At 51.1% G+C, this 25404-nt stretch carries 27 protein-coding genes and 1 other annotated feature; of the genes, 14 read left to right on the forward strand and 13 right to left on the reverse strand.

The genetic code is table 11. The annotated features are described in order from the left end of the window. Positions 1 to 225: 225 nt before the first annotated feature. On the reverse strand, positions 226 to 708 hold the full coding sequence (gene smpB / locus NA330_RS07645; protein ID WP_001518569.1) for an SsrA-binding protein SmpB: 483 nt from the start codon (positions 706 to 708) through the stop codon (positions 226 to 228). Positions 709 to 896: 188 nt separating this feature from the next. Here smpB and NA330_RS07650 point away from each other — a divergent pair, with 188 nt between their 5' ends. Then, positions 897 to 1334, forward strand: coding sequence for a type II toxin-antitoxin system RatA family toxin (locus NA330_RS07650; RefSeq protein WP_001543334.1), 438 nt, complete (start codon positions 897 to 899; stop codon positions 1332 to 1334). After that, entirely contained in the window at positions 1324 to 1614 is a 291-nt protein-coding gene (locus NA330_RS07655) for an RnfH family protein (RefSeq protein ID WP_001112990.1), read from the forward strand. The genes NA330_RS07650 and NA330_RS07655 overlap by 11 nt, the downstream gene beginning before the upstream one ends. Positions 1615 to 1779: 165 nt before the next feature. Here NA330_RS07655 and bamE read toward each other — a convergent pair whose 3' ends face one another. From bamE to nadK, 3 genes are all read right to left on the reverse strand, one after another. Beyond that, positions 1780 to 2118 (reverse strand): outer membrane protein assembly factor BamE, encoded by a 339-nt coding sequence (gene bamE, locus NA330_RS07660; protein WP_001203445.1) that lies wholly within the window; start codon positions 2116 to 2118, stop codon positions 1780 to 1782. A gap of 148 nt (positions 2119 to 2266) precedes the next feature. After that, positions 2267 to 3928: a DNA repair protein RecN gene (recN, locus tag NA330_RS07665; protein ID WP_000880965.1), complete on the reverse strand. Its 1662-nt coding sequence runs from the start codon at positions 3926 to 3928 to the stop codon at positions 2267 to 2269. Positions 3929 to 4013: 85 nt separating this feature from the next. Beyond that, positions 4014 to 4892 (reverse strand): NAD(+) kinase, encoded by an 879-nt coding sequence (gene nadK / locus NA330_RS07670; RefSeq protein WP_001059155.1) that lies wholly within the window; start codon positions 4890 to 4892, stop codon positions 4014 to 4016. Between the two features lie 123 nt (positions 4893 to 5015). On the opposite strand from nadK, the gene grpE reads away from it, so the two are divergent. Then, positions 5016 to 5606, forward strand: coding sequence for a nucleotide exchange factor GrpE (grpE, locus tag NA330_RS07675; protein ID WP_001518875.1), 591 nt, complete (start codon positions 5016 to 5018; stop codon positions 5604 to 5606). Positions 5607 to 5640: 34 nt separating this feature from the next. Here the strand turns inward: grpE and NA330_RS07680 are convergent, their stop codons facing one another. The 3 genes from NA330_RS07680 to NA330_RS07690 all read right to left on the reverse strand — a co-directional run bounded on the left by NA330_RS07680 (position 5641) and on the right by NA330_RS07690 (position 8464). Continuing rightward, on the reverse strand, positions 5641 to 6246 hold the full coding sequence (locus NA330_RS07680) for a DUF6630 family protein (protein ID WP_001287928.1): 606 nt from the start codon (positions 6244 to 6246) through the stop codon (positions 5641 to 5643). Positions 6247 to 6366: 120 nt separating this feature from the next. Continuing rightward, entirely contained in the window at positions 6367 to 7653 is a 1287-nt protein-coding gene (locus NA330_RS07685) for an HlyC/CorC family transporter (protein ID WP_127172650.1), read from the reverse strand. 19 nt (positions 7654 to 7672) lie between these two features. Continuing rightward, positions 7673 to 8464 (reverse strand): cytochrome C assembly family protein, encoded by a 792-nt coding sequence (locus NA330_RS07690; RefSeq protein WP_001537507.1) that lies wholly within the window; start codon positions 8462 to 8464, stop codon positions 7673 to 7675. A gap of 165 nt (positions 8465 to 8629) precedes the next feature. On the opposite strand from NA330_RS07690, the gene ffh reads away from it, so the two are divergent. The 5 genes from ffh (at position 8630) to rplS (ending at position 12259) form a co-directional block, all read left to right on the forward strand. Then, on the forward strand, positions 8630 to 9991 hold the full coding sequence (ffh, locus tag NA330_RS07695; protein ID WP_023242164.1) for a signal recognition particle protein: 1362 nt from the start codon (positions 8630 to 8632) through the stop codon (positions 9989 to 9991). 252 nt (positions 9992 to 10243) lie between these two features. Then, the gene (gene rpsP, locus NA330_RS07700; protein WP_000256453.1) at positions 10244 to 10492 is read left to right on the forward strand and encodes a 30S ribosomal protein S16; all 249 of its coding nucleotides are present in this window, start codon (positions 10244 to 10246) and stop codon (positions 10490 to 10492) included. An 18-nt stretch (positions 10493 to 10510) separates the two neighbouring features. Continuing rightward, positions 10511 to 11059 carry a ribosome maturation factor RimM gene (gene rimM / locus NA330_RS07705; RefSeq protein ID WP_000043266.1) on the forward strand — a complete coding sequence of 183 codons (549 nt, stop codon included), beginning with the start codon at positions 10511 to 10513 and terminating at the stop codon, positions 11057 to 11059. Positions 11060 to 11103: 44 nt separating this feature from the next. Then, positions 11104 to 11871 carry a tRNA (guanosine(37)-N1)-methyltransferase TrmD gene (gene trmD / locus NA330_RS07710; RefSeq protein ID WP_000469807.1) on the forward strand — a complete coding sequence of 256 codons (768 nt, stop codon included), beginning with the start codon at positions 11104 to 11106 and terminating at the stop codon, positions 11869 to 11871. A 40-nt stretch (positions 11872 to 11911) separates the two neighbouring features. Further along, positions 11912 to 12259 (forward strand): 50S ribosomal protein L19, encoded by a 348-nt coding sequence (gene rplS, locus NA330_RS07715; protein ID WP_000065257.1) that lies wholly within the window; start codon positions 11912 to 11914, stop codon positions 12257 to 12259. Positions 12260 to 12416: 157 nt separating this feature from the next. Here rplS and dgcN read toward each other — a convergent pair whose 3' ends face one another. Together dgcN and NA330_RS07725 are read right to left on the reverse strand one after the other, a co-directional pair. Beyond that, complete coding sequence (gene dgcN / locus NA330_RS07720) at positions 12417 to 13637, reverse strand: diguanylate cyclase DgcN (protein ID WP_001030985.1); 1221 nt, start codon at positions 13635 to 13637, stop codon at positions 12417 to 12419. Next, a complete protein-coding gene (locus NA330_RS07725) occupies positions 13630 to 14148 on the reverse strand; it encodes a YfiR family protein (RefSeq protein WP_001212379.1) in 519 nt (172 codons plus the stop codon). Before NA330_RS07725 ends, dgcN begins: the two co-directional genes overlap by 8 nt. Positions 14149 to 14587: 439 nt before the next feature. On the opposite strand from NA330_RS07725, the gene aroF reads away from it, so the two are divergent. Genes aroF through NA330_RS07740 form a run of 3 tightly spaced genes read left to right on the forward strand, consistent with a single transcriptional unit; the run spans position 14588 to position 17755 of the window. Further along, complete coding sequence (gene aroF, locus NA330_RS07730) at positions 14588 to 15658, forward strand: 3-deoxy-7-phosphoheptulonate synthase AroF (protein ID WP_001168062.1); 1071 nt, start codon at positions 14588 to 14590, stop codon at positions 15656 to 15658. A 9-nt stretch (positions 15659 to 15667) separates the two neighbouring features. Beyond that, a complete protein-coding gene (gene tyrA / locus NA330_RS07735; RefSeq protein WP_000225191.1) occupies positions 15668 to 16789 on the forward strand; it encodes a bifunctional chorismate mutase/prephenate dehydrogenase in 1122 nt (373 codons plus the stop codon). A 57-nt stretch (positions 16790 to 16846) separates the two neighbouring features. Continuing rightward, positions 16847 to 17755 carry an SMP-30/gluconolactonase/LRE family protein gene (locus NA330_RS07740; protein ID WP_023194793.1) on the forward strand — a complete coding sequence of 303 codons (909 nt, stop codon included), beginning with the start codon at positions 16847 to 16849 and terminating at the stop codon, positions 17753 to 17755. Here NA330_RS07740 and pheA read toward each other — a convergent pair. The 4 genes from pheA to bamD form a co-directional block, all read right to left on the reverse strand. Next, entirely contained in the window at positions 17716 to 18876 is a 1161-nt protein-coding gene (gene pheA, locus NA330_RS07745) for a bifunctional chorismate mutase/prephenate dehydratase (protein ID WP_000200083.1), read from the reverse strand. The two genes, NA330_RS07740 and pheA, sit on opposite strands and share 40 nt — an antisense overlap. A 22-nt stretch (positions 18877 to 18898) precedes the next feature. Beyond that, positions 18899 to 19024 (reverse strand) — a sequence feature (Phe leader region). Then, complete coding sequence (pheL, locus tag NA330_RS07750) at positions 18976 to 19023, reverse strand: pheA operon leader peptide PheL (protein ID WP_010989056.1); 48 nt, start codon at positions 19021 to 19023, stop codon at positions 18976 to 18978. It overlaps the preceding feature by 48 nt. Before the next feature lie 102 nt (positions 19025 to 19126). Beyond that, positions 19127 to 19465, reverse strand: a complete 339-nt coding sequence (raiA, locus tag NA330_RS07755) for a ribosome-associated translation inhibitor RaiA (protein WP_000178449.1) — start codon at positions 19463 to 19465, stop codon at positions 19127 to 19129. Between the two features lie 271 nt (positions 19466 to 19736). Then, complete coding sequence (gene bamD, locus NA330_RS07760) at positions 19737 to 20474, reverse strand: outer membrane protein assembly factor BamD (protein WP_000197660.1); 738 nt, start codon at positions 20472 to 20474, stop codon at positions 19737 to 19739. A gap of 131 nt (positions 20475 to 20605) precedes the next feature. Here bamD and rluD point away from each other — a divergent pair, with 131 nt between their 5' ends. From rluD to clpB, 3 genes are all read left to right on the forward strand, one after another. Further along, positions 20606 to 21586, forward strand: a complete 981-nt coding sequence (rluD, locus tag NA330_RS07765; protein ID WP_000079130.1) for a 23S rRNA pseudouridine(1911/1915/1917) synthase RluD — start codon at positions 20606 to 20608, stop codon at positions 21584 to 21586. Beyond that, entirely contained in the window at positions 21583 to 22314 is a 732-nt protein-coding gene (yfiH, locus tag NA330_RS07770) for a purine nucleoside phosphorylase YfiH (protein WP_000992639.1), read from the forward strand. The genes rluD and yfiH overlap by 4 nt, the downstream gene beginning before the upstream one ends. A gap of 129 nt (positions 22315 to 22443) precedes the next feature. Further along, positions 22444 to 25017 carry an ATP-dependent chaperone ClpB gene (gene clpB / locus NA330_RS07775; protein ID WP_001235092.1) on the forward strand — a complete coding sequence of 858 codons (2574 nt, stop codon included), beginning with the start codon at positions 22444 to 22446 and terminating at the stop codon, positions 25015 to 25017. Positions 25018 to 25404: the final 387 nt, after the last annotated feature.

A 25404-nucleotide genomic window follows, 5' to 3' on the forward strand; every position in this document is an offset into this window, starting at 1 on the left:
ATACTTTTTGTGAAGGTATTCAGCAATATTAAATTTTATAAAAATCATTTGAAGTATTGTGTTATTAGACTATAAAAATTTTTAAACAAAGAATATATTCTTGTTGTGGTGTGGTATTTATTGCTATTGATAAGCGTCAGACACAGAGAATATATTTTCGAGGCATGCATGAGATATGAATATTGACCAGCTTCATACTGAGAAGCTGGTCACAAAAAATGTCTATTATCGGCCTGCATTTTTCATAATGCGTGCTTTATCCAGTTGCCACTCACGTTCTTTAAGATCGGAACGTTTATCATGTTGTTTTTTACCTTTCGCCACGCCGATCTTCACTTTGCACCAGGCATTTTTCCAGTACAGAGAAAGCGCGACGACAGTATAACCTTCACGATTAATACGGCCATACAGCGAATCAAGCTCACGCTGATTTAACAACAGTTTGCGGGTTCGAGTTGGGTCGCATACGACATGTGTCGAGGCGACCGCCATCGGCGTAAAGTTTGCGCCAAATAGCCAGGCCTCGCCATCTTTGAGGATAACGTAACTGTCGCCGATATTGGCTTTTCCTGCGCGCAGAGATTTTACTTCCCAGCCTTGCAGGGCGAGACCAGCCTCGAACTCTTCTTCGATAAAGTATTCGTGCCGGGCGCGCTTATTCAGCGCGATGGTGGCTGAGCCCGGTTTATGTGCTTTTTTCTTCGTCATAAGTGTCGTGAATTCATAGGTAATCTGATATCGAAAACACCCCATTACGTCCTGATGAGGTGCAAAAATCTATCTTAGCATGAGTTGGGCTATGCACGCACAATTAAGGCATGACGGTTGGGGACAGCATTTTTTTTACTCGCTGATAAGTGGTATTATTTACACGATTTATGTTGATGGGAATTGCTATGCCTCAGATTAGTCGGACTGCTTTAGTCCCCTACAGTGCGGAACAGATGTATCAGTTAGTGAATGACGTGCAATCGTATCCCCAGTTTTTGCCTGGGTGTGTTGGTAGTCGCGTCCTGGAGTCATCGCCAGCACAGATGACGGCGGCTGTTGACGTGTCGAAGGCGGGTATCAGCAAGACGTTTACGACGCGTAATCAGCTAACGCGTAACCAGAGCATTCTGATGCATCTGGTGGATGGCCCCTTTAAAAAGCTGATCGGTGGCTGGAAATTTACCCCGCTCAGCCCCGAGGCGTGCCGTATTGAGTTTCAGCTTGATTTTGAGTTTACCAATAAACTCATTGAGCTGGCGTTTGGTCGTGTATTCAAAGAGTTAGCGTCCAACATGGTGCAGGCGTTTACGGTTCGCGCCAAAGAGGTTTACCGTGCCGGATAAACTTGTGGTTGAAGTGGCTTATGCGCTGCCGGAAAAGCAGTATTTGCAGCGCGTAACGCTGGAGGAGGGCGCGACGGTCGAAGAGGCGATTCGCGCTTCCGGCTTGCTGGAATTGCGTACGGATATCGATCTGGCGAAAAATAAAGTAGGTATCTACAGTCGTCCGGTAAAACTCACCGATACGGTGCAGGATGGCGATCGGGTTGAAATTTACCGTCCCTTAATCGCCGATCCAAAAGCATTACGCCGCCAGCGCGCCGAAAAATCGGCTGGCAGATAATTAGCCTCTTTTGCCGGATAACGGTGTGGAAGCCGTACCACACCTGAAGCACAGGTGTGCCTGTAAGCCAGATAAACGTAGCGCCATCAGGCAAATTCGTACCAAATGGCGGGGGATAGGTTTGCAGGCCTGATGAACGTAACCTCATCAGGCGGTATCACAAAATTACTTCGTCAACGCCGGTTTGTTATCAATATTGGTTAACACGCCGCTGCTGTTAAAGGTGAGCGTCAGAGTCTGCTGCGTCACGTTCTCGTGTCCTGGCTGCTGGCGGAAGACATAAAACCAGGTATTCGTACCAAAAGGATCGGTCATCATCGGCGTGCCTAAAGCATACGCAACCTGTTGTTGCGTCATACCAACACGCACTTTGGCGACATCCGTAGGTGTAAGATAGTTCCCCTGATTGATGTCAGGTCGGTAAACCACTCGCTCCAGAGTGGAACAGCCTGCGGTCAACATCAGGAGTACTGCTGCGGCAGCAGTCAGCGTTTTACAGCGCATAGTGATTGGGTTCCTTTTCGGGCCTGAGCAGTACGTGGCTCATATTAATATGCCGATGATAATAGACCTTTCATCACTTTAAAACCTTTTGCTGTCGGGTCTTACGGCGTTTTTGTTGTGAACTCAGACCTTCGGGAGATAAAAAAGTTTACGCCGCCAGCAGTTCTTTTGCGTTTGCCAGCGTATTACGCGTAACTTCACTTCCTCCCAACAGGCGGGCCAGTTCCTGTAAACGCGCACGTTTATCCAAAGGTTGCATATGGGTTTCGGTCATTGCCCCGTCTGTTTCTTTACTGACAAAGAAGTGCTGGTGACCGCACCCGGCTACCTGTGGCAGGTGAGTGACGCACATCACCTGAGTGGATTCGCCAAGCTGGCGCAGGAGTTTACCGACCACGGCGGCGGTTGGGCCGCTGATGCCAACATCGACCTCGTCAAAAATTAGCGCCGGCGTTTCCATTTTGCGCGCGGTAATCACCTGAATAGCCAGCGCAATGCGCGACAGTTCACCGCCAGACGCGACTTTAGCGATAGGCTGCAGCGGCTGACCTGGGTTTGTCGTCACTTTAAACTCCACGCGATCGGCGCCGTCGTTACTCAGATGATGCTCATCAAATTTCACGTCGATAGTAAACAGACCGTGCGGCATCGAAAGTAAATGCATACTTTCAGTGATCAACTGCCCCAGCTCCTGGGCGTAAAACTGACGCTGTTGATGCAGCGCTTGCGCCGTTTCCAGCGCTTGTTGGTGATGCTTATTAACCGCCAGCGTTAGCGTTTCCAGCGAATCGGCCTGATCGTCGAGCTGCTGCTGTTCTTCGAGCAGTGACTGATAAAGCTGCGGCAGCGCTTCCGGGCTGACGTGATGTTTTCGCGCCAGCGAAATTTGTTTAGCGATGCGCTGTTCAAGCTCAAACAGGCGATTGGGGTCTAAATCCAGACGCTCGCAATAGTGGCGTAATTCATCGCTGGCTTCGGTGAGTTGGATAGTGGCTTCTTCCAGCATATCCAGGATGCCGGAAAGCTTGCTGTCCATACCTACCAGCTCGCTAACCAGTTGTTTTGCGCTATATAACTGGCTTTGCAGGTTAACGTCTTCGCCGTCCGCGAGTAGCGCCAGAGCGTTCTGGCTGGTCGTAAGCAACTGCCCGCTGTTGGCCAGCCGTTTGTACTCTTCGTCAATTTGCTCGAATTCGCCGGCCTGCGGATTAAAGTCGTTCAACTCTTTTAACTGATATTGCAGCAGTTCCGCGCGCGCGGCGCGTTCCTGGCTTTGTTGCTGGTGATGGGCGAGATCGCGGCAGCTTTGATGCCATAATTGGTAGCGAGCAGCCATCTGCTGCGCTAAAGCGGCTTCGTTGGCATAGCTATCCAGCAGCGATTTTTGCTGTTCGGGTTTGGTAAGCTGCTGGTGCGCATGTTGACCGTGAATTTGAATCAGCAACTGACCGAGCTCGCGCAATTGGGACAGGGGCACAGCGGTGCCGTTAATAAAGCCCCGTGAGCGACCATCGCTGCTGATAACGCGGCGAAGTAAGCATTCGCGCCCTTCTTCAAGCTGGTTTTCTTCCAGCCAGCGCAATGCCGCAGGCGTGTCTTTCAGCGCAAAGCGGGCACACAAATCGGCGCGGGTCGCTCCGGTACGGACCATATCGGCCTCAGCGCGACCGCCCAGACACAGACCCAGGGCATCAATCGCAATAGATTTACCCGCGCCGGTTTCACCAGTAATGACGGTCATTCCGCTCTGAAAATCGATCTCAAGCTCACGAACGATAGCAAAATTGCTGATGGTCAGTTGCGCCAACATAGCTGTTTTCCTGTATGAAAAACCATGACTGTAATTAAATACAGTATAAACTGGTTTTTTATACAGTAAAGAGGCTAACGTAAAATTAGAATAATTTTTTTGACCAACCGAGTTTTGTGCTTAATGTATTGAAATAGCTATAGTCTTTGGGATGTATCAGGTTGAGATGGTAATCGCAGCGGCGAATCAGCACATCTTCTCCTTCCTGAATAGGCAGGGCTATCTGGCTGTCGCAGCTAATTTCCAGATCGCTACGGCGATGCGAAAAACGCAGACGAATCGTGCTACTGCTGTTAATGACTAACGGGCGCGCCGACAAGGTATGCGGGAACATCGGCACCAGGGTGATGGCATCCAGTGAAGGGGTCAGAATAGGGCCGCCTGCGGAGAGCGAATAGGCGGTGGAGCCGGTCGGCGTAGAAATGATCAGACCATCAGATCGCTGTGAAAAAGCGAAGGTTTCATCAATATAAACCTCGAATTCGATCATATGCGCCACTTTTCCCGGATGCAGCACCACTTCATTAATGGCTGTGCTGATACGCTTCTGGCGGTCCTGTTGGCAGACCTGCGCTTCCAGCAGAAAACGTTTTTCGGAGATATAGCGCCCTTCCAGCACATCAGATAATTGTTGCAGGGCGTTGTCCGGATCGAGATCGGTCAGGAAGCCAAGATTACCGCGGTTAATGCCAATCACATTGATGTCATAACGCGCCAGCGTACGCGCTGCGCCAAGCATATTGCCGTCGCCGCCCACGACTACCGCCAGATCCGCCTGTTGACCAATTTCCGCCAGCGTGCCGGTTGGCACATTTTTTAGCTGTAATTCGTGGGCGATTTGTTGCTCCACAATGACCTCATAACCCTGATCGCATAGCCAACGGTAGAGCATTTCATGTGTCGTGAGTGCGGTGGGATGACGCGGATGCCCCACAATGCCGATACACTTGAAATGATTATTCATTTTTCTGAGGTCCTTGTAGCGAAGATTGATGACAATGTGAGTACTTCCCTTGAAACCCTGAATCTGATCCCCATAATAAGCGAAGTTAGCGAGATGAATGCGAAAAAAAACGCGGAGAAATTCATGAGTAGTAAAGAACAGAAAACGCCTGAGGGGCAAGCCCCGGAAGAAATTATCATGGATCAGCACGAAGAGGTTGAGGCAGTTGAACCAAACGATTCTGCTGAGCAGGTGGATCCGCGCGATGAAAAAATTGCGAATCTGGAAGTTCAGCTTGCAGAAGCCCAGACTCGCGAACGCGACACCGTGTTGCGCATCAAAGCGGAAATGGAAAACCTGCGCCGTCGTACTGAACAGGATATCGAAAAAGCGCATAAATTTGCTCTCGAGAAGTTCGTCAACGAATTGCTGCCGGTAATCGATAGCCTGGATCGCGCGCTGGAAGTCGCAGACAAAGCCAATCCGGATATGGCGGCAATGGTCGAAGGGATTGAGCTGACGCTGAAGTCTATGCTGGATGTGGTGCGTAAGTTCGGCGTGGAAGTGATTGCTGAGACCAACGTGCCGCTGGACCCGAACGTGCATCAGGCGATTGCGATGGTGGAGTCGGAAGAGGTTCCGGCAGGCAATGTGCTGGGTATTATGCAGAAAGGCTATACGCTGAACGGTCGTACCATTCGCGCGGCGATGGTGACGGTAGCGAAGGCGAAGTAAAAGTCTGATGGCCGATGTAAAGTCGGCCATTTTTTTAGCTTAAAAAATCCTGCACTTCCAGCCACGGCGTGTTGAAATCCTCTATTTTTTTATATTCGCTCATTGGCAGAACGACCACATTATAGGTGTCAGATCCTTCATTCAGATCAAAAATCTGGAAGCCCCTCTTATTGAGTTCGGTCTGGATGCGTTCAAAGATCTCGTCAAGGTAACGGTCCCCGGCTTCACAGACATCGGAGATTTCATCCTCTTGGGTTATTTCGACAAGAAGATTTCTTAATTCCTCAGAATCCGTCAGGTTTTTTGTGAGTTCATAAAAGCGATCTGCGGCAAAATTAGCCAGTTCGCCTTCTTCATCTTCACCTTTCCAGTCAACGAGGTGAATAAATCCTTCGCCGCGTAGAACTTGTAAAAATGCCTGTGCCAGATCGTTATTTCCGAGATCGCCACCGCTACAATCCAGGACGTCCTGCAACCCATATTCGTCTTCATCTTCGTCTTCAAAGATTTCAGGTTGCGTCGAAAGTTGAGAGAAAATAGTGGGCCATAAGGTTGGGTTGTGCGATAAAAAAACGCTGGCGACGACGTTGAGGTCGTCTGCAAAATTCTTATCCCATTCAATTACATAATCTTCTGACATAACATCAATATCCTTTCTGAATGCCTGAAAAGACATTATTGCATTGTTAAGTAAATGGCAGGAATTGATGGAATCTTAAAAGACGGCGATAAAAAAGGCGAACCGGAGTTCGCCATTGTGTTACTCCGCCACACTCTCGCGCAGCGGTTTTACCGGTACAACCTTTACCTGCTTAATCATATTTTCCTGTACATCGAGAATATCGATATCGTACTGCTCAATGCGCACGCGCGTGCCAGCAACCGGAATTTCCTCCAGCGCCTCCAGAATCACCCCGTTGACGGTGCGCGCGTCATCTTCCGGCAGGTGCCAGTTAAACGCTTTATTGATTTCCCGGACGTTGGCGGTACCGTCAATAATGACCGAACCGTCGTTTTGCGGTGTGACCTCTTCCGCCAGTGTCGGCGACATCGATGTGGTGAAGTCGCCGACGATCTCTTCGAGAATATCTTCCACGGTGACCAGCCCCTGGATATCGCCATATTCGTTGACGACCAGTCCGACTTTCTTTTTATTGCGCTGAAATTTAATCAGTTGCGTACTGAGCGGCGTACCTTCCGGGACGTAATAGATTTCATCGGCGGCGCGCAGCATCATCTCTTTGGTGAACTCTTTTTTCTCGGCCATTAACCGCCAGGCTTCACGCACGCGCAGCATACTGATGGCGTCATCCAGCGAATCGCGATAGAGCACAATGCGTCCGTGCGGCGAGTGGGTGAGCTGCCGCTCGATAGACTTCCAGTCGTCATTGATATCGATTCCGATAATTTCATTACGCGGCACCATGATGTCATCCACGCTGACCTTTTCCAGATCGAGAACCGACAGCAGCATATCCTGATTGCGGCGAGAGATTTGCGAACGGGATTCATGCACGATAGTGCGTAATTCCTCTTTGCTTAACGACCCGCTGACCACGATGTCCGTTTTAATTCCCATCAGACGCATCAGTAGGCGGGTGATGGTGTTAAGTAACCACACCAGCGGCATCATCAGTATCTGTAACGGCGCCAGCAGGAAGCTGCTGGGATAGGCCACTTTTTCCGGATAGAGCGCGGCGATAGTCTTGGGCAGGACTTCGGCAAAAACTAACACGACAAACGTCAGTACCCCGGTGGCGATAGCCACGCCAGCGTCGCCGTAAAGCCGCATACCCACAATCGTGCCGAGCGCCGAGGCAAGAATGTTGACCAGGTTATTGCCGATCAGCACCAGGCTTATCAGTCGGTCGGGTTTACGCAGTAATTTTTCTACCCGTTTTGCCGAGCGATTACCTTGCTTCGCCATATGGCGTAAACGGTAACGGTTTAGCGTCATCATTCCAGTTTCGGAACCGGAAAAATAGGCCGAGATGACCACCATGATGATTAATATGATAATCAGCGTGGTGGTGGAAATGTGTTCCAGGGGAAACTCCTTTAAAAGCTTAGCTTACAAATTGCTGTAATATGCGGCTACCAAAATAGGCCAGCGTCAGAATACCCGCGCCTGCGACGTTAAACCACACGACCCGCCGACCCCGCCAGCCTTCATGGTAATGCCCCCACAGCAGAACGATATAGACAAACCATGCCACGATAGAGAGCACGGCTTTATCAATATTTTCAGTACTGAACAGGTTATGCATGTAAAACAGGCCGGTACACAGAGTAAGGGTCAGCAGTACGACGCCAATCTGCGTGATATGAAACATTTTGCGCTCAATGCTCATCAATGGCGGCATTTCATTACTAAACGCCAGCTTTTTGTTCTTCAACTGATAGTCGATCCACGCCAGCTGTAGCGCATACAGCGCGGCGATTATCAGCGTCGCGTAAGAGAAAAGCGACAGACCGATGTGCACCATCATGCCTGGGGTCGCTTCCAGATGCGTAATATATTCATTAGGCATGAACGTGGCGAAGGCCAGGTTAATCAGCGCAAAAGCATAGACAATGGGCAGAAGTAACCAGCCGCGATTACGCGACGCGACAATGGTCATTACCGTGCAGATCATCAGGCTGACCAGCGAACCGACATTCAGCAGGCTCAGGTTTTGTCCACTGTCGCCGCCGGGCAGAATACGCGATTCCAGCGCGACAGCATGGCACACCAGCGCGATGACCGCAGAAAGAATAGCCATACGCCGCCAGCCGCTGTTTTTTTGCAACAGTCCGGGAACGATCAGCGCGAGGCTGAAGGAGTAGGCGACAAGGGCAAGTAAAGCAAAAACGGGCATAGTTGTGTCGACAGTTGACCAGTGAGAAAGAGAAGCAGTATAGCGTTACGTGACCGCAGCTCCAACCGTTGCATAACAACAAAGACGGCTTCATGGTATACTGTGGCGAAATTCTGTAACTGTGTCGCTGCGGCGACCAACCGTTTCCACCCCAGGCGAGAGACAATGTTTGATAATTTAACCGATCGTTTGTCGCGCACGCTGCGCAATATCAGTGGCCGTGGGCGCCTTACTGAAGACAACGTTAAAGAGACGCTGCGCGAAGTGCGCATGGCGCTGCTGGAGGCTGACGTTGCGCTGCCGGTAGTGCGTGAGTTCATCAATCGCGTAAAAGAGAAAGCGGTTGGTCATGAAGTTAACAAGAGCCTGACCCCAGGGCAGGAGTTCGTCAAGATTGTCCGTAGCGAACTGGTTGCGGCGATGGGCGAAGAGAACCAGACGCTGAATTTAGCTGCGCAGCCGCCAGCCGTAGTATTGATGGCGGGTCTGCAGGGGGCGGGTAAAACCACCAGCGTCGGTAAGCTGGGTAAATTCTTGCGCGAGAAGCACAAGAAGAAAGTGCTGGTCGTCTCTGCCGACGTCTATCGCCCGGCGGCGATCAAACAGCTCGAAACGCTGGCTGAGCAGGTTGGCGTGGATTTCTTCCCGTCTGATGTCGGCCAGAAACCGGTTGATATCGTCAACGCCGCGCTGAAAGAAGCGAAGCTCAAATTCTACGACGTGCTGCTGGTGGATACCGCCGGTCGTCTGCACGTTGACGAAGCGATGATGGACGAAATCAAACAGGTCCACGCTTCTATCAAGCCAGTAGAAACGCTGTTTGTCGTCGATGCGATGACCGGTCAGGATGCGGCGAATACCGCAAAAGCCTTTAACGAAGCGCTGCCGTTAACCGGCGTGGTGCTGACCAAAGTTGATGGTGATGCTCGTGGCGGTGCGGCGCTCTCTATTCGTCATATCACCGGTAAGCCGATTAAATTCCTCGGTGTCGGCGAGAAAACCGACGCGCTGGAGCCGTTCCACCCGGATCGTATCGCCTCGCGTATTCTCGGCATGGGCGACGTACTGTCTCTTATCGAAGATATCGAAAGCAAAGTTGACCGCGCACAGGCTGAGAAGCTGGCGACCAAACTGAAGAAAGGCGACGGTTTCGACCTGAACGACTTCCTGGAACAGCTCAAACAGATGAAAAACATGGGCGGTATGGCCAGTCTGATGGGCAAATTACCGGGCATGGGGCAGATTCCGGACAACGTTAAATCGCAGATGGATGACAAAGTGCTGGTGCGTATGGAGGCGATCATCAATTCGATGACGCTGAAAGAACGCGCGAAGCCGGAAATCATCAAAGGTTCCCGCAAGCGTCGTATCGCTCAGGGCTGTGGGATGCAGGTGCAGGACGTTAACCGCCTTCTGAAACAGTTCGACGACATGCAGCGCATGATGAAGAAGATGAAGAATGGCGGGATGGCGAAGATGATGCGGAGTATGAAGGGGATGATGCCGCCAGGCTTCCCTGGCCGCTAATTTCCCTGCCTGGCTCACTTGCTATTTCGGCACCGGGGTGTGCTCGCCATCCTCACGTACTGCGTGTACGCTGCGGTGGCTGCGCGCACGCCGGCACCGAACTCGCTGCGCCGCCGACGGCCTTCTACAGCAGAGTTATTAACTGTTGATTGCTTTTTTCCCAGAAATCAGTAAAATTTTCGGGCTTTTAATATGACGCCGGGCTCCGTTCCTCGATGGGGCCCGGTTGTTTTATTCACACAAGAGGATGTTATGGTAACTATTCGTTTAGCTCGTCACGGCGCTAAAAAGCGTCCGTTCTACCAGGTTGTTGTCACCGACAGCCGTAATGCACGCAACGGTCGCTTCATTGAGCGCGTTGGTTTCTTCAACCCAATCGCTAGCGAAAAAGAAGAAGGCACCCGCCTGGATCTGGATCGCATCGCTCACTGGGTTGGCCAGGGCGCAACCATTTCCGATCGCGTTGCGGCGCTGATCAAAGAAGTAAAAAAAGCAGCTTAATCTGTCACGGTGGTCATGATGAGCAAGCAACTCGCCGCACAAGTACCCGCTGAACCGGTTGTACTGGGGAAAATGGGTTCTTCATACGGTATCCGTGGTTGGCTCAGAGTGTTTTCCTCCACTGAAGACGCCGAAAGCATTTTTGACTATCAGCCCTGGTTTATCCAGAAGGCGGGTCAGTGGCAGCAGGTACAGCTGGAAAGCTGGAAGCACCACAATCAGGATCTGATCATCAAGCTGAAAGGCGTTGACGATCGAGATGCCGCGAATCTTCTGACGAATTGCGAAATTGTCGTGGATTCCTCGCAACTTCCTGCGCTTGAGGAGGGAGACTACTACTGGAAAGACCTGATGGGCTGCCAGGTAGTCACCGCTGAAGGCTACGATCTCGGTAAAGTTATCGACATGATGGAAACCGGGTCGAATGACGTTCTCGTCATTAAGGCGAACCTGAAAGATGCATTTGGTATCAAGGAACGACTAGTACCGTTCCTCGATGGGCAGGTTATCAAGAAAGTCGATCTCGCTACTCGTACTATCGAAGTAGACTGGGATCCTGGTTTTTAAACCACCGAATAAACGGTAATAAATGGCGTTATGGGGATTGGCTTGTGTTTATTGGCATAGTTAGCCTGTTTCCTGAAATGTTCCGCGCAATTACCGATTACGGGGTAACTGGCCGGGCAGTAAAAAAAGGCCTGCTGAACATCCAAAGCTGGAGTCCTCGCGACTTCACGCATGACCGGCACCGTACCGTGGACGATCGTCCTTACGGCGGCGGACCGGGGATGTTAATGATGGTGCAACCCTTGCGGGACGCCATTCACGCAGCAAAAGCCGCGGCAGGTGAAGGCGCTAAAGTGATTTATCTGTCGCCTCAGGGACGCAAGCTTGATCAAGCGGGCGTTAGCGAGCTGGCCACGAATCAGAAGCTTATTCTGGTGTGTGGTCGCTACGAAGGCGTAGATGAGCGCGTAATTCAGACCGAAATTGACGAAGAATGGTCAATTGGCGATTACGTTCTCAGCGGTGGCGAACTACCGGCAATGACGCTGATTGACTCCGTCGCCCGGTTTATACCGGGGGTTCTGGGGCATGAGGCATCAGCAATCGAAGATTCGTTTGCTGATGGGTTGCTGGATTGTCCGCACTATACGCGCCCTGAAGTGTTAGAGGGGATGGAAGTACCGCCAGTATTGCTGTCGGGAAACCATGCTGAGATACGTCGCTGGCGTTTGAAACAGTCGCTGGGCCGAACCTGGCTTAGAAGACCTGAACTTCTGGAAAACCTGGCTCTGACTGAAGAGCAAGCAAGGTTGCTGGCGGAGTTCAAAACAGAACACGCACAACAGCAGCATAAACATGATGGGATGGCATAGGCCCCCGAATATCAGTTTACCCAGGATAAGAGATTAAATTATGAGCAACATTATTAAGCAACTTGAACAAGAGCAGATGAAGCAGAACGTACCTTCCTTCCGTCCGGGCGATACCGTGGAAGTGAAAGTATGGGTTGTTGAAGGTACCAAGAAACGTCTGCAGGCATTCGAGGGCGTGGTTATCGCTATTCGTAACCGCGGTCTGCACTCTGCATTCACTGTTCGTAAAATTTCCAACGGCGAAGGCGTTGAGCGTGTCTTCCAGACTCACTCTCCGGTAGTTGACAGCATTGCTGTTAAACGTCGTGGTGCTGTTCGTAAAGCTAAACTGTACTACCTGCGTGAGCGTACTGGTAAAGCGGCTCGTATCAAAGAGCGTCTTAACTAAGAACGCGCTTTCGCAACATCCGAAAGCTTGTAGAAAAGAAGGGGCTGGCATTACGCTGGCCCCTTTTTTTATGGGTTTGCTCCACGCCATAGACGGTTGCATGTTTAGTCTGGGTCAGTGGTCTCAACGCTGAGTCAGAAACGGCCAGGCCCGTTCCTTAGTTTAGCGAGCGTTCCGCACGCCGGTGTTTAGCCTGATACATATTTCGATCGGCCAGTTCTTGTAGTTTTTCGGCAGTGGCATGTTCCCATGTCAGCGCAAAGCCAATACTCAGGGTCATCGTTATTCGCTGGCCGTTATGCAGTTCAAAAGGTCGATTAAACGCCTGGGATAGCGCTGCGCAAATACGTTGTACTTCATATTCCGAATGTACATCGTAAAGCACCATCGCAAATTCATCGCCGCCGAGTCGGTAAGTCTGATAACGGCTACCACCGAATTCCGCTAATCTTTTGGCAACCTCTATAAGTACGCGGTCGCCTGCCGCATGTCCCCAGGTATCATTAATATATTTAAAGTTATCGCCATCCAGAAATAACAATGCCGAACTGCTACGAGCGGAATTGTCCTTCATCAGCGCGTTAATACAGCTGCGAAATGCCGCGCGATTGGCAAGCCCCGTCAGCGGATCGTGCAGCGCGGTACGTAGTAACTGGGCATTTTTAGCCTGAAGCCGTAGCTGCCATTCTTCCATCTCATCCAGAAGGCTATTGAAATCCTGCGCAAACAGGTGAAATTCCGCAATACGCTCATCAGGTACCCGGCGTGAAAAATTTCGGTTAGTGCGAACGTCGTGTACAACTTCAGTAATATTTTGCAGCGCATCCACAACGCCATTGTGTAAATAACGCGTGAGCAGCAGGGCAATGCCGGATGCCAGCAGAATACATCCTGTCAGCACTGCCAGCGATAGCCAGATAAAATGACCAATAAGGCTGTCGCGGGCGACAAGCCGTACTTCGCCGATAGCCCTGCCGTTGTGCCAGACGGGTTGCGATACCGGCAATGGAAAAAGCCAGTGGCTAATTAAGCCGATGAGCTTATCGTCTGCGGCTCGCGCATCATAGCGCCATGAGGCGATAGTACGGCCATTTTTATCGCGGACCTCCGCCGCTGAAAATTGTCCCTGGCGTCCCAGTGTGGCGAGCGTTTCCGCTGCGGCCGCGTTATCGGAAAATACCAGTGCCGCTTCAAGGCTGTGGGCCATTGTGGCGGCGGTCAAATCGAGATTTTTTTGCGCATACTGTTTGAGCGTAAGGACAGACGCAACGCAAATTAATAGCCAGATCAATGTCATCGTAAGCAGCACGCTGATTATACTAATCCGCCGTAGTGTGCGTTTAAATGTTGGCCTGGACAGAGAAAATTCCTTATTCATGCTTTTGATTCCGTGCAAGCATTAATACTTCTGGATTCACTCTCACGCCGCTATGCGAGAGGGAGTCCAGGTTGACGGAAAATTTGACTTCATCATTGTTAATGATCAGACAAAATGCGCTGCCAATAATACATTCGGTATTTTGCTCGGCAATTAATAACAAGGCATTAACTGGATAATGACGCGTTAACTCCACCTGATAAGCTGGCGATTCATTGCCAAAGTAAAAACCATCACAGCGGGCGCTCAGGGCTTCTTGTGTGGTACGGATGACAAGCGGTTGATAAGGGAAAGCCCAGTCAGCCTCTTCGCTAAGTACCCTGACAAAACGCGCAGATGAAAATATGCATAGCCTTGGTGGCCCGGATAACGCCGGCCAGTGTGTATAACTGACAATACCGGAGACGATGGCGCGTACGGATTTCTCTTCTTCCGTGACGCGTTGAGCATACAGAGGCAAGCTTGCTAATAATAGCGATAACAGAAGGATAAATCGGTGAGAAAAACGCATTAACAAGTCCCCACCATCTTCAGTCGTAAAGCATTAAAATACATCCATGATTGTTTGTAGCAAAATAACATTATTTTGCCATATCGTCATTATTTCTTATTGATAATATGAATAATTTAAATGGCATCCCTGATATTAAATTCTTGTGATAATGGTATTAATCACCCTATATCAGAAAGTAAAAATATGTGTGCGAAGAAAAAATAATCAAAAAATAGCGAGCATCGCTCATTTTACCGCTTTTCTGAGGCTGGGAATAAAATAATTCACTTGTTGTGTAAAGTTTTTGATACAAAGTGGAGTGTTTTAATCGATGATTGCGCATGGTGTAAAGTTTATTTTACGTAATATGGATTGAAATCTTTACTTTTTGTGGTATGGTTTAAACATCCTCGTGGAGGATCAACTATCGCAAACAAGAAAAGACAGGATCGCCATCATGCAAAAAGACGCGCTGAATAACGTACGTATCACCGATGAACAGGTATTAATGACGCCGGAGCAGCTTAAAGCGGCCTTTCCGTTGAGCCTGGCGCAGGAAGCGCAGATAGCGCAGTCCCGGGGAATCATTTCTGACATTATTGCCGGGCGCGATCCGCGTCTGTTGGTGGTATGCGGTCCTTGTTCTATTCACGATCCTGAAACCGCTCTGGAATATGCCCGTCGATTTAAAGCCCTTGCCGCAGAGGTCAGCGATAGCCTCTATCTGGTAATGCGCGTCTATTTTGAAAAGCCGCGAACTACCGTCGGCTGGAAAGGGCTGATTAACGATCCTCACATGGATGGCTCATTTGATGTGGAAGCCGGGTTGAAAATAGCGCGTCAGCTACTGGTGGAACTGGTGAATATGGGGTTGCCATTGGCGACCGAAGCGTTGGATCCGAACAGCCCGCAATACCTGGGCGATCTGTTTAGCTGGTCGGCGATAGGCGCGCGCACAACCGAATCGCAAACCCACCGCGAAATGGCGTCTGGTCTTTCTATGCCGGTCGGCTTTAAAAACGGCACGGATGGCAGCCTGGCGACAGCGATTAACGCCATGCGCGCCGCTGCGCAACCTCATCGTTTTGTTGGCATTAACCAGGCCGGTCAGGTTGCGTTATTGCAAACCCAGGGAAATCCGCATGGCCATGTGATTCTGCGTGGCGGCAAAGCGCCAAACTATAGCCCGGCAGATGTCGCTCAGTGTGAAAAAGAGATGGAACAGGCGGGACTACGTCCTTCGCTGATGGTAGATTGCAGTCATGGTAACTCCAATAAAGATTATCGCCGCCAGCCAGCCGTTGCCGAATCTGTGGTTGCGCAGATTAAAGATGGCAATCGTTCAATCATTGGCTTAATGATTGAAAGTAATATTCATGAGGGTAATCAGTCTTCCGAACAGCCGCGCAGCGAAATGAAGTATGGCGTTTCCGTCACCGATGCTTGTATTAGCTGGGAGATGACCGATGCCCTGTTACGTGAAATTCATAAAGATTTGAGCGGCCAGCTGGCGGTGCGTGTCGCATAAGAGGTTGTTATGGTTGCTGAATTGACCGCGTTACGCGATCAAATAGATGATGTCGATAAAGCGTTGTTGAATTTACTGGCTAAGCGCCTGGAACTGGTTGCCAAAGTCGGCGAGGTGAAAAGCCGTTTTGGCCTGCCTATTTACGTGCCGGAGCGTGAGGCCTCTATGCTGGCTTCACGACGGGCGGAAGCAGAAGCGATCGGTGTCCCGCCCGATCTCATTGAAGATGTCCTGCGCCGGGTAATGCGTGAATCTTACTCCAGCGAAAATGATAAGGGGTTCAAAACGCTTTGTCCTTCTCTGCGTCCGGTCGTCATTGTGGGCGGCGGCGGACAGATGGGGCGTCTGTTTGAAAAAATGCTCACGCTGTCGGGCTATCAGGTCCGTATTCTGGAACAGCAGGACTGGCCGCGCGCCAGGGACATTGTCGCCGATGCCGGAATGGTGATCGTCAGCGTGCCGATTCATGTTACTGAACAGGTGATAGCGCAACTGCCGCCCCTGCCGTCCGACTGTATTCTGGTCGATCTGGCATCGGTAAAAAGCGGTCCGTTGCAGGCAATGTTGGCGGCCCATGATGGCCCCGTGTTGGGCTTGCATCCGATGTTTGGTCCGGACAGCGGGAGCCTGGCGAAGCAGGTGGTGGTCTGGTGTGACGGGCGTCAACCGGAAGCGTATCAGTGGTTCCTTGAGCAAATCCAGGTGTGGGGCGCGCGGTTGCATCGAATTAGCGCTGTCGAGCACGATCAGAACATGGCTTTTATCCAGGCGCTGCGCCACTTTGCTACCTTCGCTTATGGGCTGCATCTGGCGGAAGAGAACGTCCAGCTTGAGCAGCTTCTGGCGCTATCATCGCCGATTTATCGACTGGAGCTGGCGATGGTCGGGCGTCTGTTCGCCCAGGACCCGCAGCTGTATGCGGACATTATTATGTCGTCGGAGCGCAATCTGGCGCTTATCAAGCGTTACTATAAACGTTTTGGCGATGCGATCGGGTTACTGGAACAGGGTGATAAGCAGGCTTTTATCGACAGTTTTCGCAAAGTTGAACACTGGTTTGGCGATTATGCCAGACGCTTCCAGAATGAAAGCCGTGTGTTATTGCGTCAGGCGAATGACAGCCGACCATAATGATGACATCTATACTAAAAGCCAGCTTTGCTGGCTTTTTTCGTTTAAGGAACCGTTATGACTACGCCGCACGTTTTATTTGATTATGTCGGACATCTACCAGAATGCCCCACATGGAGCGAGGATGAAAGCGCGCTGTATTGGACCGATATCCTGGAACAGGAGATCCATCGTTACCATCCGGCGAGCGGGACGCATAGCGTGCTGGCGTTTCCGGAAGAGGTGGGCTGTTTTGCCTTGCGTGAGCAGGGCGGATTTATTGTGGCCATGCGTCATGCTATCTGGCTGGCCGATAAAAATGGATTATTGCAGCGTAAGATTTGCGACAATCCCTCTAATACGAAACTGGCGCGTTTCAACGATGGCGGCACTGATGGCGATGGACGTTTTTATGCCGGAACGTTCTGGGCGCCAGGTGACTATAATGGCGCGTTGCTGATGCGGATCGATCATGACCTGACGGCAAAAGTGATCCAGTGCGATATCCAGGGACACAACGGCCTGGCGTTCAGCCCGGATAACCAGTGGATGTATACCTCCGATACGCCGAATGGCGTGATATACCGCACGTTACTTGATAAGCATGGCGAACCGGGCAAGCGTGAACTTTTTCGCCATTTTGGCGAAGGAGAAGGACTTCCCGACGGCGCGGCGATGGATAGTGAAGGGTGCTACTGGAGCGCGATGTTTGACGGCTGGCGCGTGGCGCGTTTCTCACCGCAAGGAGAGCAGCTGGAAGAGTACCGGTTGCCGGTACGTTGTCCGACGATGGTTTGCTTTGGCGGCGCAGATATGAAAACGCTGTTTATTACAACTACCAGAGAAAATATGTCTGCTCAGGAAGTGGCGGATTATCCGCTCTCCGGCGCCATCTTCACCCTGCAGGTAGCCGTCGCAGGGATGAAGAAATGCCGTTTTATTGAACGTCAGGCAGGTTCTACCGGCACGACGTTTTCGCTGGGATAGCAGCCAAGCACTTTCATTGAGCGCGTGATCTCGCCCAGCTCTTTTAGCGCGCTTTGCATTACCTGCGACTCCAGGTTCGCCTGAATATCGAGATAAAACATCTCTTCCCACGGATTGCCGTGAATGGGGCGCGACTCCAGTTTCGTCATGATGAGATTGTGGTTACGCAGCACCAGCAGCGCTTCGACCAGCGCGCCAGCTTGCTGCCCGGTGGCGATTAACAGAGTGGTTTTTGCCGGAACCTGATCGGAAACGTTGATGGCTTTGCGCGCCAGTACCAGAAAGCGGGTGATATTCTGCGTCTGGTTTGCGGCGATGCGTTCCAGCACCTGTAATCCGTGCAACATGCCACCTGCCTCGCTGCCGAGCGCCGCGACGCGCGGAGAGTTCGCCTGCGCGACTTTTTCCATCGCTGCCGACGTACTCTCGGTATAGTTGATTTTCCAGTGCGGATAGCGGCTCAAAAACTTACTGCACTGCTGGAACGGCTGCGGATGGCTGTACACCGTTTCGATGGTATTCAGATCCGTAGCGCCGGAAACCAGTACGCAGTGATCGATAGTGACGGTCATCTCACCGACAATTGACAGACTGGTGTGTTGCAATAAGTCGTACACATCGTTGATAGCGCCGGAGCTGGTGTTCTCTATCGGAACCACGGCGTAATCGGCCTGGCCGGTTTCGACCTGATGAAAAATATCGGTGAATTTTGCGCAGCCGCTCTCAATAAATTGCTCAAAATGGCGTGCAGCATACTGGCGCGCCGCGAGATGAGAATAGGAGCCTTTCGGCCCAAGAAACGCAATACGTGCCGAATGAGGGTGAGTATTATTCAGATGTTGTTGCAACAGCGCCTGCTGAGTAAGCACGGAGTCTTCAATGATAAGCTGGAACAGACGGGTAATGTAGTGTGCGTCGAGATGGTGGGCTTTACCGAGATGGATGAGCCTGTCCAGCAGCGCGCGTTCACGATCGATATCCCGAACCGGACGATGCGACAGTAGTTTTGCTTGTCCCACTTCAATCGCCAGCGCGCGTCGTTTTGCCAGTAAGGCCAGTAACTCTTCGTCTAAAGCGCTGATTTTATCTCGCAGCGCCAGTAATGGGTTTTCCGATGTCATAGTGTTGCCTTTTTTGTTATCAATAAAAAAGGCCTCCCGGTGGGGGAGGCCTTCTTGTTCGTCTTCGCATTCTTTATCACATGACGAAACGCCTCCCGGTCAGGGGAAGATAAAAAAGAATGCGAAGAAAAACCGGGTGAGCTTCATAACTGTTTCCTTTGTGTACGTAAGTACAGTACCCGTACTGTTTTAATCCTGTCAACAAAAAACGCGCCCGAAGGCGCGTTGGCGATACACTCAATGTAAGGGACTACTCTTCTTCTGCTTCGACGAAGCTGGCATCTTTCACCGATGCGGTGGCACGACGGGCTTCGCCTTTGTGCTGCACTTTATTGAGCTGCCGTTCCAGCTTGTTGATCAATTCATTAATAGCGGTGTACATATCTTCGTGTTTTGCGCTGGCGACCAGATGTCCGTTCGGTGTATTAATGGTGGCGTCAGCAATAAAGCCCTGTGGCTCTTTAGACAGAATGATATGAGGATTAATCAGGTGAGTTTGCCATTTTTCCAGTTTGGCGAGACGGTCTGCGACATGTTGGCGGATTGCCGGAGTAATTTCCATTTGTTTACTGGTAATGTTCATTGTCATAAATTTTACCTCTTGTCTTTCCCGTCTTGGTGATTCCAGCATACCGTTCTTAATGTCAAAATGTGTGATGTAAATCACATTATTTTGTCACTTTTTGTCAAGGCGAACTTTTTGTGAGGCATCGCAGGAAGAAGCGATCTTTTGCTTGAGGAATGGCTGAAAGCAGGCCATATTTGACTGGATGCGTTGCAGTGAAATCATTTCTGTTGCATCAGATATCGAATAAAAAAACGGCAGCCGGAAGGCTGCCGTTTTGCGTGTTGGTATTGCTTCAGGTGTTTTTGCTGTTAGCAGCAATAATTTTCGCGACTTTGTCAGCCTGCGCATTCAGCTGCATCTGACGATAGGCGTTTTCCATCAGCGGCAACGCATCGCGCGTGGCCTGCGTATCAGGATAATTGCGTAGCATACCTTCTACCCGGTTTACGACCGCAACCCATGCGCCGCGCGCGGTATAGTACTCTGCGACGGAATATTCATATTTCGCCAGACGGTCTTTCAGGAATACCAGACGCTTAGTGGCGTCGGTGGTGTACTGGCTATTAGGATAGCTGCGTACCAGTTTCGAAAAGTCATTGAACGCCGCCCGCGCATGTTGCGGATCGCGATCGCTGCGATCGACGCCAAAGAAACCCTGCAGCGCGCTATCATCCAGCGCCATGTTCGTCAGGCCGCGCATGTACATGACATAGTCAATATTAGGGTGCGTTGGATTAAGACGCATAAAACGATCGATGGCGGCCTGCGCTAGCGGCAAATCGGCGTTTTTGTAATAGGCGTAGATAAGATCCAACTGCACCTGCTGAGAATACGGTCCGAATGGATAACGATTATCTAACGCTTCCAATTGCGTTATTGCCTGTTTCCAGTTACCGTCCTGCAGCTTTTGCTGAGCAGTCGCGTAGATTTCATTCGGCGGATTATCGGGCACCTCTTCCTTTGAACCCGAGCAACCCGCCAGAAACAGGCTCAACGTGGCTGCTGCCACCAGATATTTCATGCGCGTCATGACGTTTTGACTTTCCTCAAAATGTTTTACGGGAGATTCTCTGTTCCTGCTCCCGGTTAAGACCAGCTACAATAGCACACTATATTAAACGGCAAAGCCGTAAAACCCAACGTTAAACGAAGAAGCTGTATATGGCACAACGAGTACAACTCACCGCAACGGTCTCCGAAAACCAACTCGGTCAACGCTTAGATCAGGCTTTGGCCGAAATGTTCCCGGATTATTCACGTTCGCGTATAAAAGAATGGATTTTGAATCAACGCGTGTTGGTCAATGGTCAACTTTGCGATAAGCCAAAAGAAAAAGTGTTAGGCGGCGAGCGGGTGGCTATTGATGCGGAGATCGACGAAGAGATTCGTTTTGAAGCGCAGGATATCCCGTTAGATATTGTTTATGAAGATGACGATATTCTGGTTATCAACAAACCACGCGATCTGGTGGTACATCCTGGCGCGGGTAACCCGGACGGTACGGTACTGAACGCGTTGCTACATTATTATCCGCCGATTGCGGATGTTCCGCGCGCGGGCATTGTGCATCGTCTGGATAAGGACACGACGGGGCTGATGGTGGTGGCCAAAACCGTTCCGGCGCAAACACGCCTGGTGGAGTCTTTGCAGCTGCGCGAGATCACCCGCGAATATGAAGCGGTCGCGATCGGACATATGACGGCGGGGGGAACGGTGAATGAACCCATCAGTCGTCACCCGACCAAACGTACCCATATGTCGGTGCATCCCATGGGCAAACCGGCGGTGACCCACTACCGCATTATGGAACATTTCCGTGTGCACACGCGTCTTAGGCTGCGTCTGGAGACCGGGCGTACGCACCAGATCCGCGTGCATATGGCGCATATTACGCACCCGTTAGTGGGCGATCAGGTCTACGGTGGTCGTCCACGTCCACCGAAAGGCGCATCGGAAGAGTTTATTTCCACGTTGCGTAAGTTTGACCGCCAGGCGCTTCATGCAACGATGCTGCGTCTCTACCATCCTGTATCGGGTATCGAAATGGAGTGGCACGCGCCGATTCCACAAGATATGGTGGACCTTATCGATGCGATGCGCGCCGATTTCGAAGATCATAAAGATGATGTGGACTGGTTATGAATGCACTGATTGTCCCGCAGTGGCCGCTGCCGAAAGGCGTCGCAGCCTGTAGTTCTACCCGTATTGGCGGGGTGAGTTTACCGCCTTACGATTCGTTGAATCTGGGCGCGCATTGCGGCGATAACCCGGAGCATGTTGAAGAGAACCGCAAGCGTCTGTTTGCGGCGGGCAATCTGCCTTCGAAACCTGTCTGGCTTGAACAGGTTCACGGTAAAAATGTGTTGAGGCTTACCGGAGAACCTTATGCCTCCAAACGTGCGGATGCGTCTTACAGCAATACGCCTGGAACCGTCTGCGCGGTAATGACGGCAGACTGCCTGCCTGTGCTATTCTGTAACCGTGAGGGAACAGAAGTGGCGGCGGCTCATGCGGGCTGGCGCGGATTATGTGAAGGCGTACTGGAGGAAACTGTCACCTGCTTTGCTGACAAACCAGAAAATATCATCGCCTGGTTAGGTCCGGCGATCGGCCCGACCGCGTTTGAAGTGGGGCCGGAAGTGCGTGACGCATTTTTAGCAAAAGATGCGCAAGCCGATAGCGCATTTTTGCCGCACGGGGAAAAATTTCTGGCGGATATTTATCAGCTTGCACGCCAACGTCTGGCGAATACCGGCGTTGAACATGTCTATGGCGGGGATCGCTGCACCTTTAGCGAAAGTGAGACTTTCTTCTCTTATCGTCGCGACAAGACGACAGGTCGTATGGCAAGTTTTATTTGGCTGATATAACCTAAAGAATCAAGACGATCCGGTACGGGTAACTTTCTTTTCACATAATTCAGGTCATTCACCTTGAATAATTGAGGGATGACCTCATTTAATCTCCAGTAGCAATTTTGACCTGTTATGGGAGGAGTTATGCGTCTGGATCGTCTTACTAACAAATTCCAGCTTGCTCTTGCCGATGCCCAGTCGCTCGCGCTGGGGCACGACAACCAATTCATCGAACCTCTTCATTTAATGAGCGCCTTGCTGAACCAGGAAGGGGGATCGATACGTCCTTTATTAACCTCCGCCGGCATTAATGCTGGCCAGTTGCGCACCGCTATCGATCAGGCGCTGAGCCGTTTACCGCAGGTGGAAGGCACCGGCGGCGACGTACAGCCTTCTTCGGAACTGGTACGCGTACTGAACCTTTGCGACAAGCTGGCGCAAAAACGGGGGGACAATTTTATTTCGTCAGAGCTGTTTGTTCTGGCGGCGCTTGAGTCTCGCGGCACGTTAACCGATCTGCTGAAATCAGCCGGTGCGACCACGGCCAATATCACTCAGGCAATTGAACAGATGCGCGGAGGTGAAAGCGTGAACGATCAAGGGGCTGAAGACCAACGTCAGGCCTTGAAAAAATATACCGTCGATCTGACCGAGCGGGCTGAACAAGGCAAGCTTGACCCGGTAATTGGTCGTGATGAAGAAATTCGCCGTACCATTCAGGTACTGCAACGTCGTACCAAAAACAACCCCGTCTTGATCGGTGAGCCGGGCGTAGGTAAAACGGCAATTGTTGAAGGGCTGGCGCAGCGCATTATTAACGGTGAAGTCCCTGAAGGCTTAAAAGGTCGTCGCGTGCTGGCGCTGGATATGGGCGCGCTGGTGGCGGGGGCGAAATATCGCGGCGAATTTGAAGAGCGTCTGAAAGGCGTGCTGAACGATCTGGCGAAACAGGAAGGCAACGTCATTCTGTTTATTGACGAGCTGCACACCATGGTTGGCGCAGGTAAGGCCGATGGCGCCATGGACGCCGGGAATATGCTGAAACCGGCGCTGGCGCGTGGTGAACTGCACTGTGTGGGCGCCACCACGCTGGATGAATACCGTCAGTACATTGAAAAAGACGCGGCGCTGGAACGTCGTTTTCAAAAAGTGTTTGTCGCAGAACCTTCAGTGGAAGACACCATTGCTATTCTGCGTGGCCTGAAAGAACGTTACGAGCTGCACCACCATGTGCAGATCACTGACCCGGCGATTGTGGCGGCGGCAACATTGTCTCATCGCTATATCGCCGACCGTCAGTTGCCGGATAAAGCTATCGACCTCATCGATGAAGCGGCATCCAGCATTCGTATGCAGATTGACTCTAAGCCGGAGGAGCTGGACAGACTCGACCGCCGCATTATTCAGCTCAAACTGGAACAGCAGGCGTTGATGAAAGAGTCTGACGAGGCGAGTAAAAAACGTCTCGATATGCTGAATGAAGAACTGGACGACAAAGAGCGCCAGTATTCTGAGTTAGAAGAAGAGTGGAAAGCGGAAAAAGCGTCGCTCTCTGGGACGCAAACTATTAAAGCGGAGCTGGAGCAGGCGAAGATCGCCATCGAGCAGGCGCGTCGCGTTGGCGACCTGGCGCGAATGTCTGAACTGCAGTACGGCAAAATTCCGGAGCTGGAAAAACAGTTGGAAGCCGCGACCCAGTCGGAAGGTAAAACCATGCGTCTGTTACGTAACAAAGTAACGGATGCGGAAATTGCCGAAGTGCTGGCGCGCTGGACCGGTATTCCGGTTGCCAGAATGCTGGAAGGCGAACGTGAAAAACTGTTGCGTATGGAACAAGAGTTACACAGCCGTGTGATCGGGCAGAATGAAGCCGTTGAAGCAGTATCGAACGCCATACGTCGTAGCCGCGCGGGGCTGTCCGATCCGAACCGTCCGATTGGTTCCTTCCTGTTCCTTGGGCCGACCGGGGTCGGTAAAACCGAACTGTGTAAAGCGCTGGCTAACTTTATGTTCGACAGCGACGACGCGATGGTGCGTATCGACATGTCTGAGTTTATGGAGAAACACTCCGTGTCTCGTTTGGTCGGGGCGCCTCCGGGATATGTCGGCTATGAAGAAGGCGGTTATTTGACGGAAGCGGTACGCCGTCGTCCTTATTCCGTCATCTTGTTGGATGAAGTAGAAAAAGCGCATCCGGATGTATTCAACATTCTGTTGCAGGTGCTGGACGACGGTCGGCTGACTGACGGGCAGGGGAGAACGGTCGACTTCCGTAATACGGTGGTCATTATGACTTCTAACCTCGGTTCCGATCTCATTCAGGAGCGCTTTGGCGAACTGGATTACGGTCGAATGAAAGAGATGGTGCTGGGTGTGGTTAGCCAAAACTTCCGTCCGGAATTTATCAACCGTATTGATGAAGTTGTGGTATTCCATCCGTTAGGTGAACAACACATCGCTTCTATTGCTCAGATCCAGCTGCAGCGTCTGTACAAACGTCTGGAAGAACGTGGTTATGAAATCCATATCTCCGACGAGGCGCTGAAACTGTTGAGCGCCAACGGTTACGATCCGGTCTACGGGGCGCGTCCGTTAAAACGTGCTATTCAACAGCAGATCGAAAACCCACTGGCGCAGCAAATCCTGTCTGGTGAACTGGTTCCTGGCAAAGTGATTCGCCTTGAAGCCAATGATGATCGTATTGTGGCAGTGCAGTAAGTCACAAATTTGAATAAAACGGGCCCTGACGGGCTCGTTTTTGTTTAAAAACCAGGCGAAAATAGGCTTTTGGTTCAAATGTTGTTTGAAAAGTGAACGGTTGAGCTTTTTTTTGCATTTAGGTCTTGTCAGGCTCTAATAACTCCCTATAATGCGCCACCACTGACACGGAACAACGGCATACAGGCCGCCGGGTCAGAAAGGCTTCGTTAAGAAGTCTGTGAGGAAAGCGAAAATAAAGGCTTGACTCAAAAAGAGGAAAGCGTAATATACGCCACCTCGCGACGGTGAGCTGAAAGCCGCGTCGCACCTGCTCTTTAACAATTTATCAGACAATCTGTGTGGGCACTCGAAGATACGGATTCTTAACGTCCTCGGACGAAAAAT

Source organism: Salmonella sp. NW722 (genome assembly GCF_051702785.1).
In the GTDB taxonomy this organism is placed as follows: Bacteria; Pseudomonadota; Gammaproteobacteria; order Enterobacterales; family Enterobacteriaceae; genus Salmonella; species Salmonella enterica.

Excerpts from the sequence above, each read along its gene's own strand:
- smpB (WP_001518569.1), bottom strand. The coding sequence starts at position 708 with ATGACGAAGAAAAAAGCACATAAACCGGGCTCAGCCACCATCGCGCTG.
- NA330_RS07650 (WP_001543334.1), top strand. The coding sequence starts at position 897 with ATGCCTCAGATTAGTCGGACTGCTTTAGTCCCCTACAGTGCGGAACAG.
- bamE (WP_001203445.1), bottom strand. The coding sequence starts at position 2,118 with ATGCGCTGTAAAACGCTGACTGCTGCCGCAGCAGTACTCCTGATGTTG.
- recN (WP_000880965.1), bottom strand. The coding sequence starts at position 3,928 with ATGTTGGCGCAACTGACCATCAGCAATTTTGCTATCGTTCGTGAGCTT.
- nadK (WP_001059155.1), bottom strand. The coding sequence starts at position 4,892 with ATGAATAATCATTTCAAGTGTATCGGCATTGTGGGGCATCCGCGTCAT.
- grpE (WP_001518875.1), top strand. The coding sequence starts at position 5,016 with ATGAGTAGTAAAGAACAGAAAACGCCTGAGGGGCAAGCCCCGGAAGAA.
- NA330_RS07680 (WP_001287928.1), bottom strand. The coding sequence starts at position 6,246 with ATGTCAGAAGATTATGTAATTGAATGGGATAAGAATTTTGCAGACGAC.
- NA330_RS07690 (WP_001537507.1), bottom strand. The coding sequence starts at position 8,464 with ATGCCCGTTTTTGCTTTACTTGCCCTTGTCGCCTACTCCTTCAGCCTC.
- ffh (WP_023242164.1), top strand. The coding sequence starts at position 8,630 with ATGTTTGATAATTTAACCGATCGTTTGTCGCGCACGCTGCGCAATATC.
- rpsP (WP_000256453.1), top strand. The coding sequence starts at position 10,244 with ATGGTAACTATTCGTTTAGCTCGTCACGGCGCTAAAAAGCGTCCGTTC.
- rimM (WP_000043266.1), top strand. The coding sequence starts at position 10,511 with ATGAGCAAGCAACTCGCCGCACAAGTACCCGCTGAACCGGTTGTACTG.
- rplS (WP_000065257.1), top strand. The coding sequence starts at position 11,912 with ATGAGCAACATTATTAAGCAACTTGAACAAGAGCAGATGAAGCAGAAC.
- dgcN (WP_001030985.1), bottom strand. The coding sequence starts at position 13,637 with ATGAATAAGGAATTTTCTCTGTCCAGGCCAACATTTAAACGCACACTA.
- NA330_RS07725 (WP_001212379.1), bottom strand. The coding sequence starts at position 14,148 with ATGCGTTTTTCTCACCGATTTATCCTTCTGTTATCGCTATTATTAGCA.
- aroF (WP_001168062.1), top strand. The coding sequence starts at position 14,588 with ATGCAAAAAGACGCGCTGAATAACGTACGTATCACCGATGAACAGGTA.
- tyrA (WP_000225191.1), top strand. The coding sequence starts at position 15,668 with ATGGTTGCTGAATTGACCGCGTTACGCGATCAAATAGATGATGTCGAT.
- NA330_RS07740 (WP_023194793.1), top strand. The coding sequence starts at position 16,847 with ATGACTACGCCGCACGTTTTATTTGATTATGTCGGACATCTACCAGAA.
- pheA (WP_000200083.1), bottom strand. The coding sequence starts at position 18,876 with ATGACATCGGAAAACCCATTACTGGCGCTGCGAGATAAAATCAGCGCT.
- raiA (WP_000178449.1), bottom strand. The coding sequence starts at position 19,465 with ATGACAATGAACATTACCAGTAAACAAATGGAAATTACTCCGGCAATC.
- bamD (WP_000197660.1), bottom strand. The coding sequence starts at position 20,474 with ATGACGCGCATGAAATATCTGGTGGCAGCAGCCACGTTGAGCCTGTTT.
- rluD (WP_000079130.1), top strand. The coding sequence starts at position 20,606 with ATGGCACAACGAGTACAACTCACCGCAACGGTCTCCGAAAACCAACTC.
- yfiH (WP_000992639.1), top strand. The coding sequence starts at position 21,583 with ATGAATGCACTGATTGTCCCGCAGTGGCCGCTGCCGAAAGGCGTCGCA.
- clpB (WP_001235092.1), top strand. The coding sequence starts at position 22,444 with ATGCGTCTGGATCGTCTTACTAACAAATTCCAGCTTGCTCTTGCCGAT.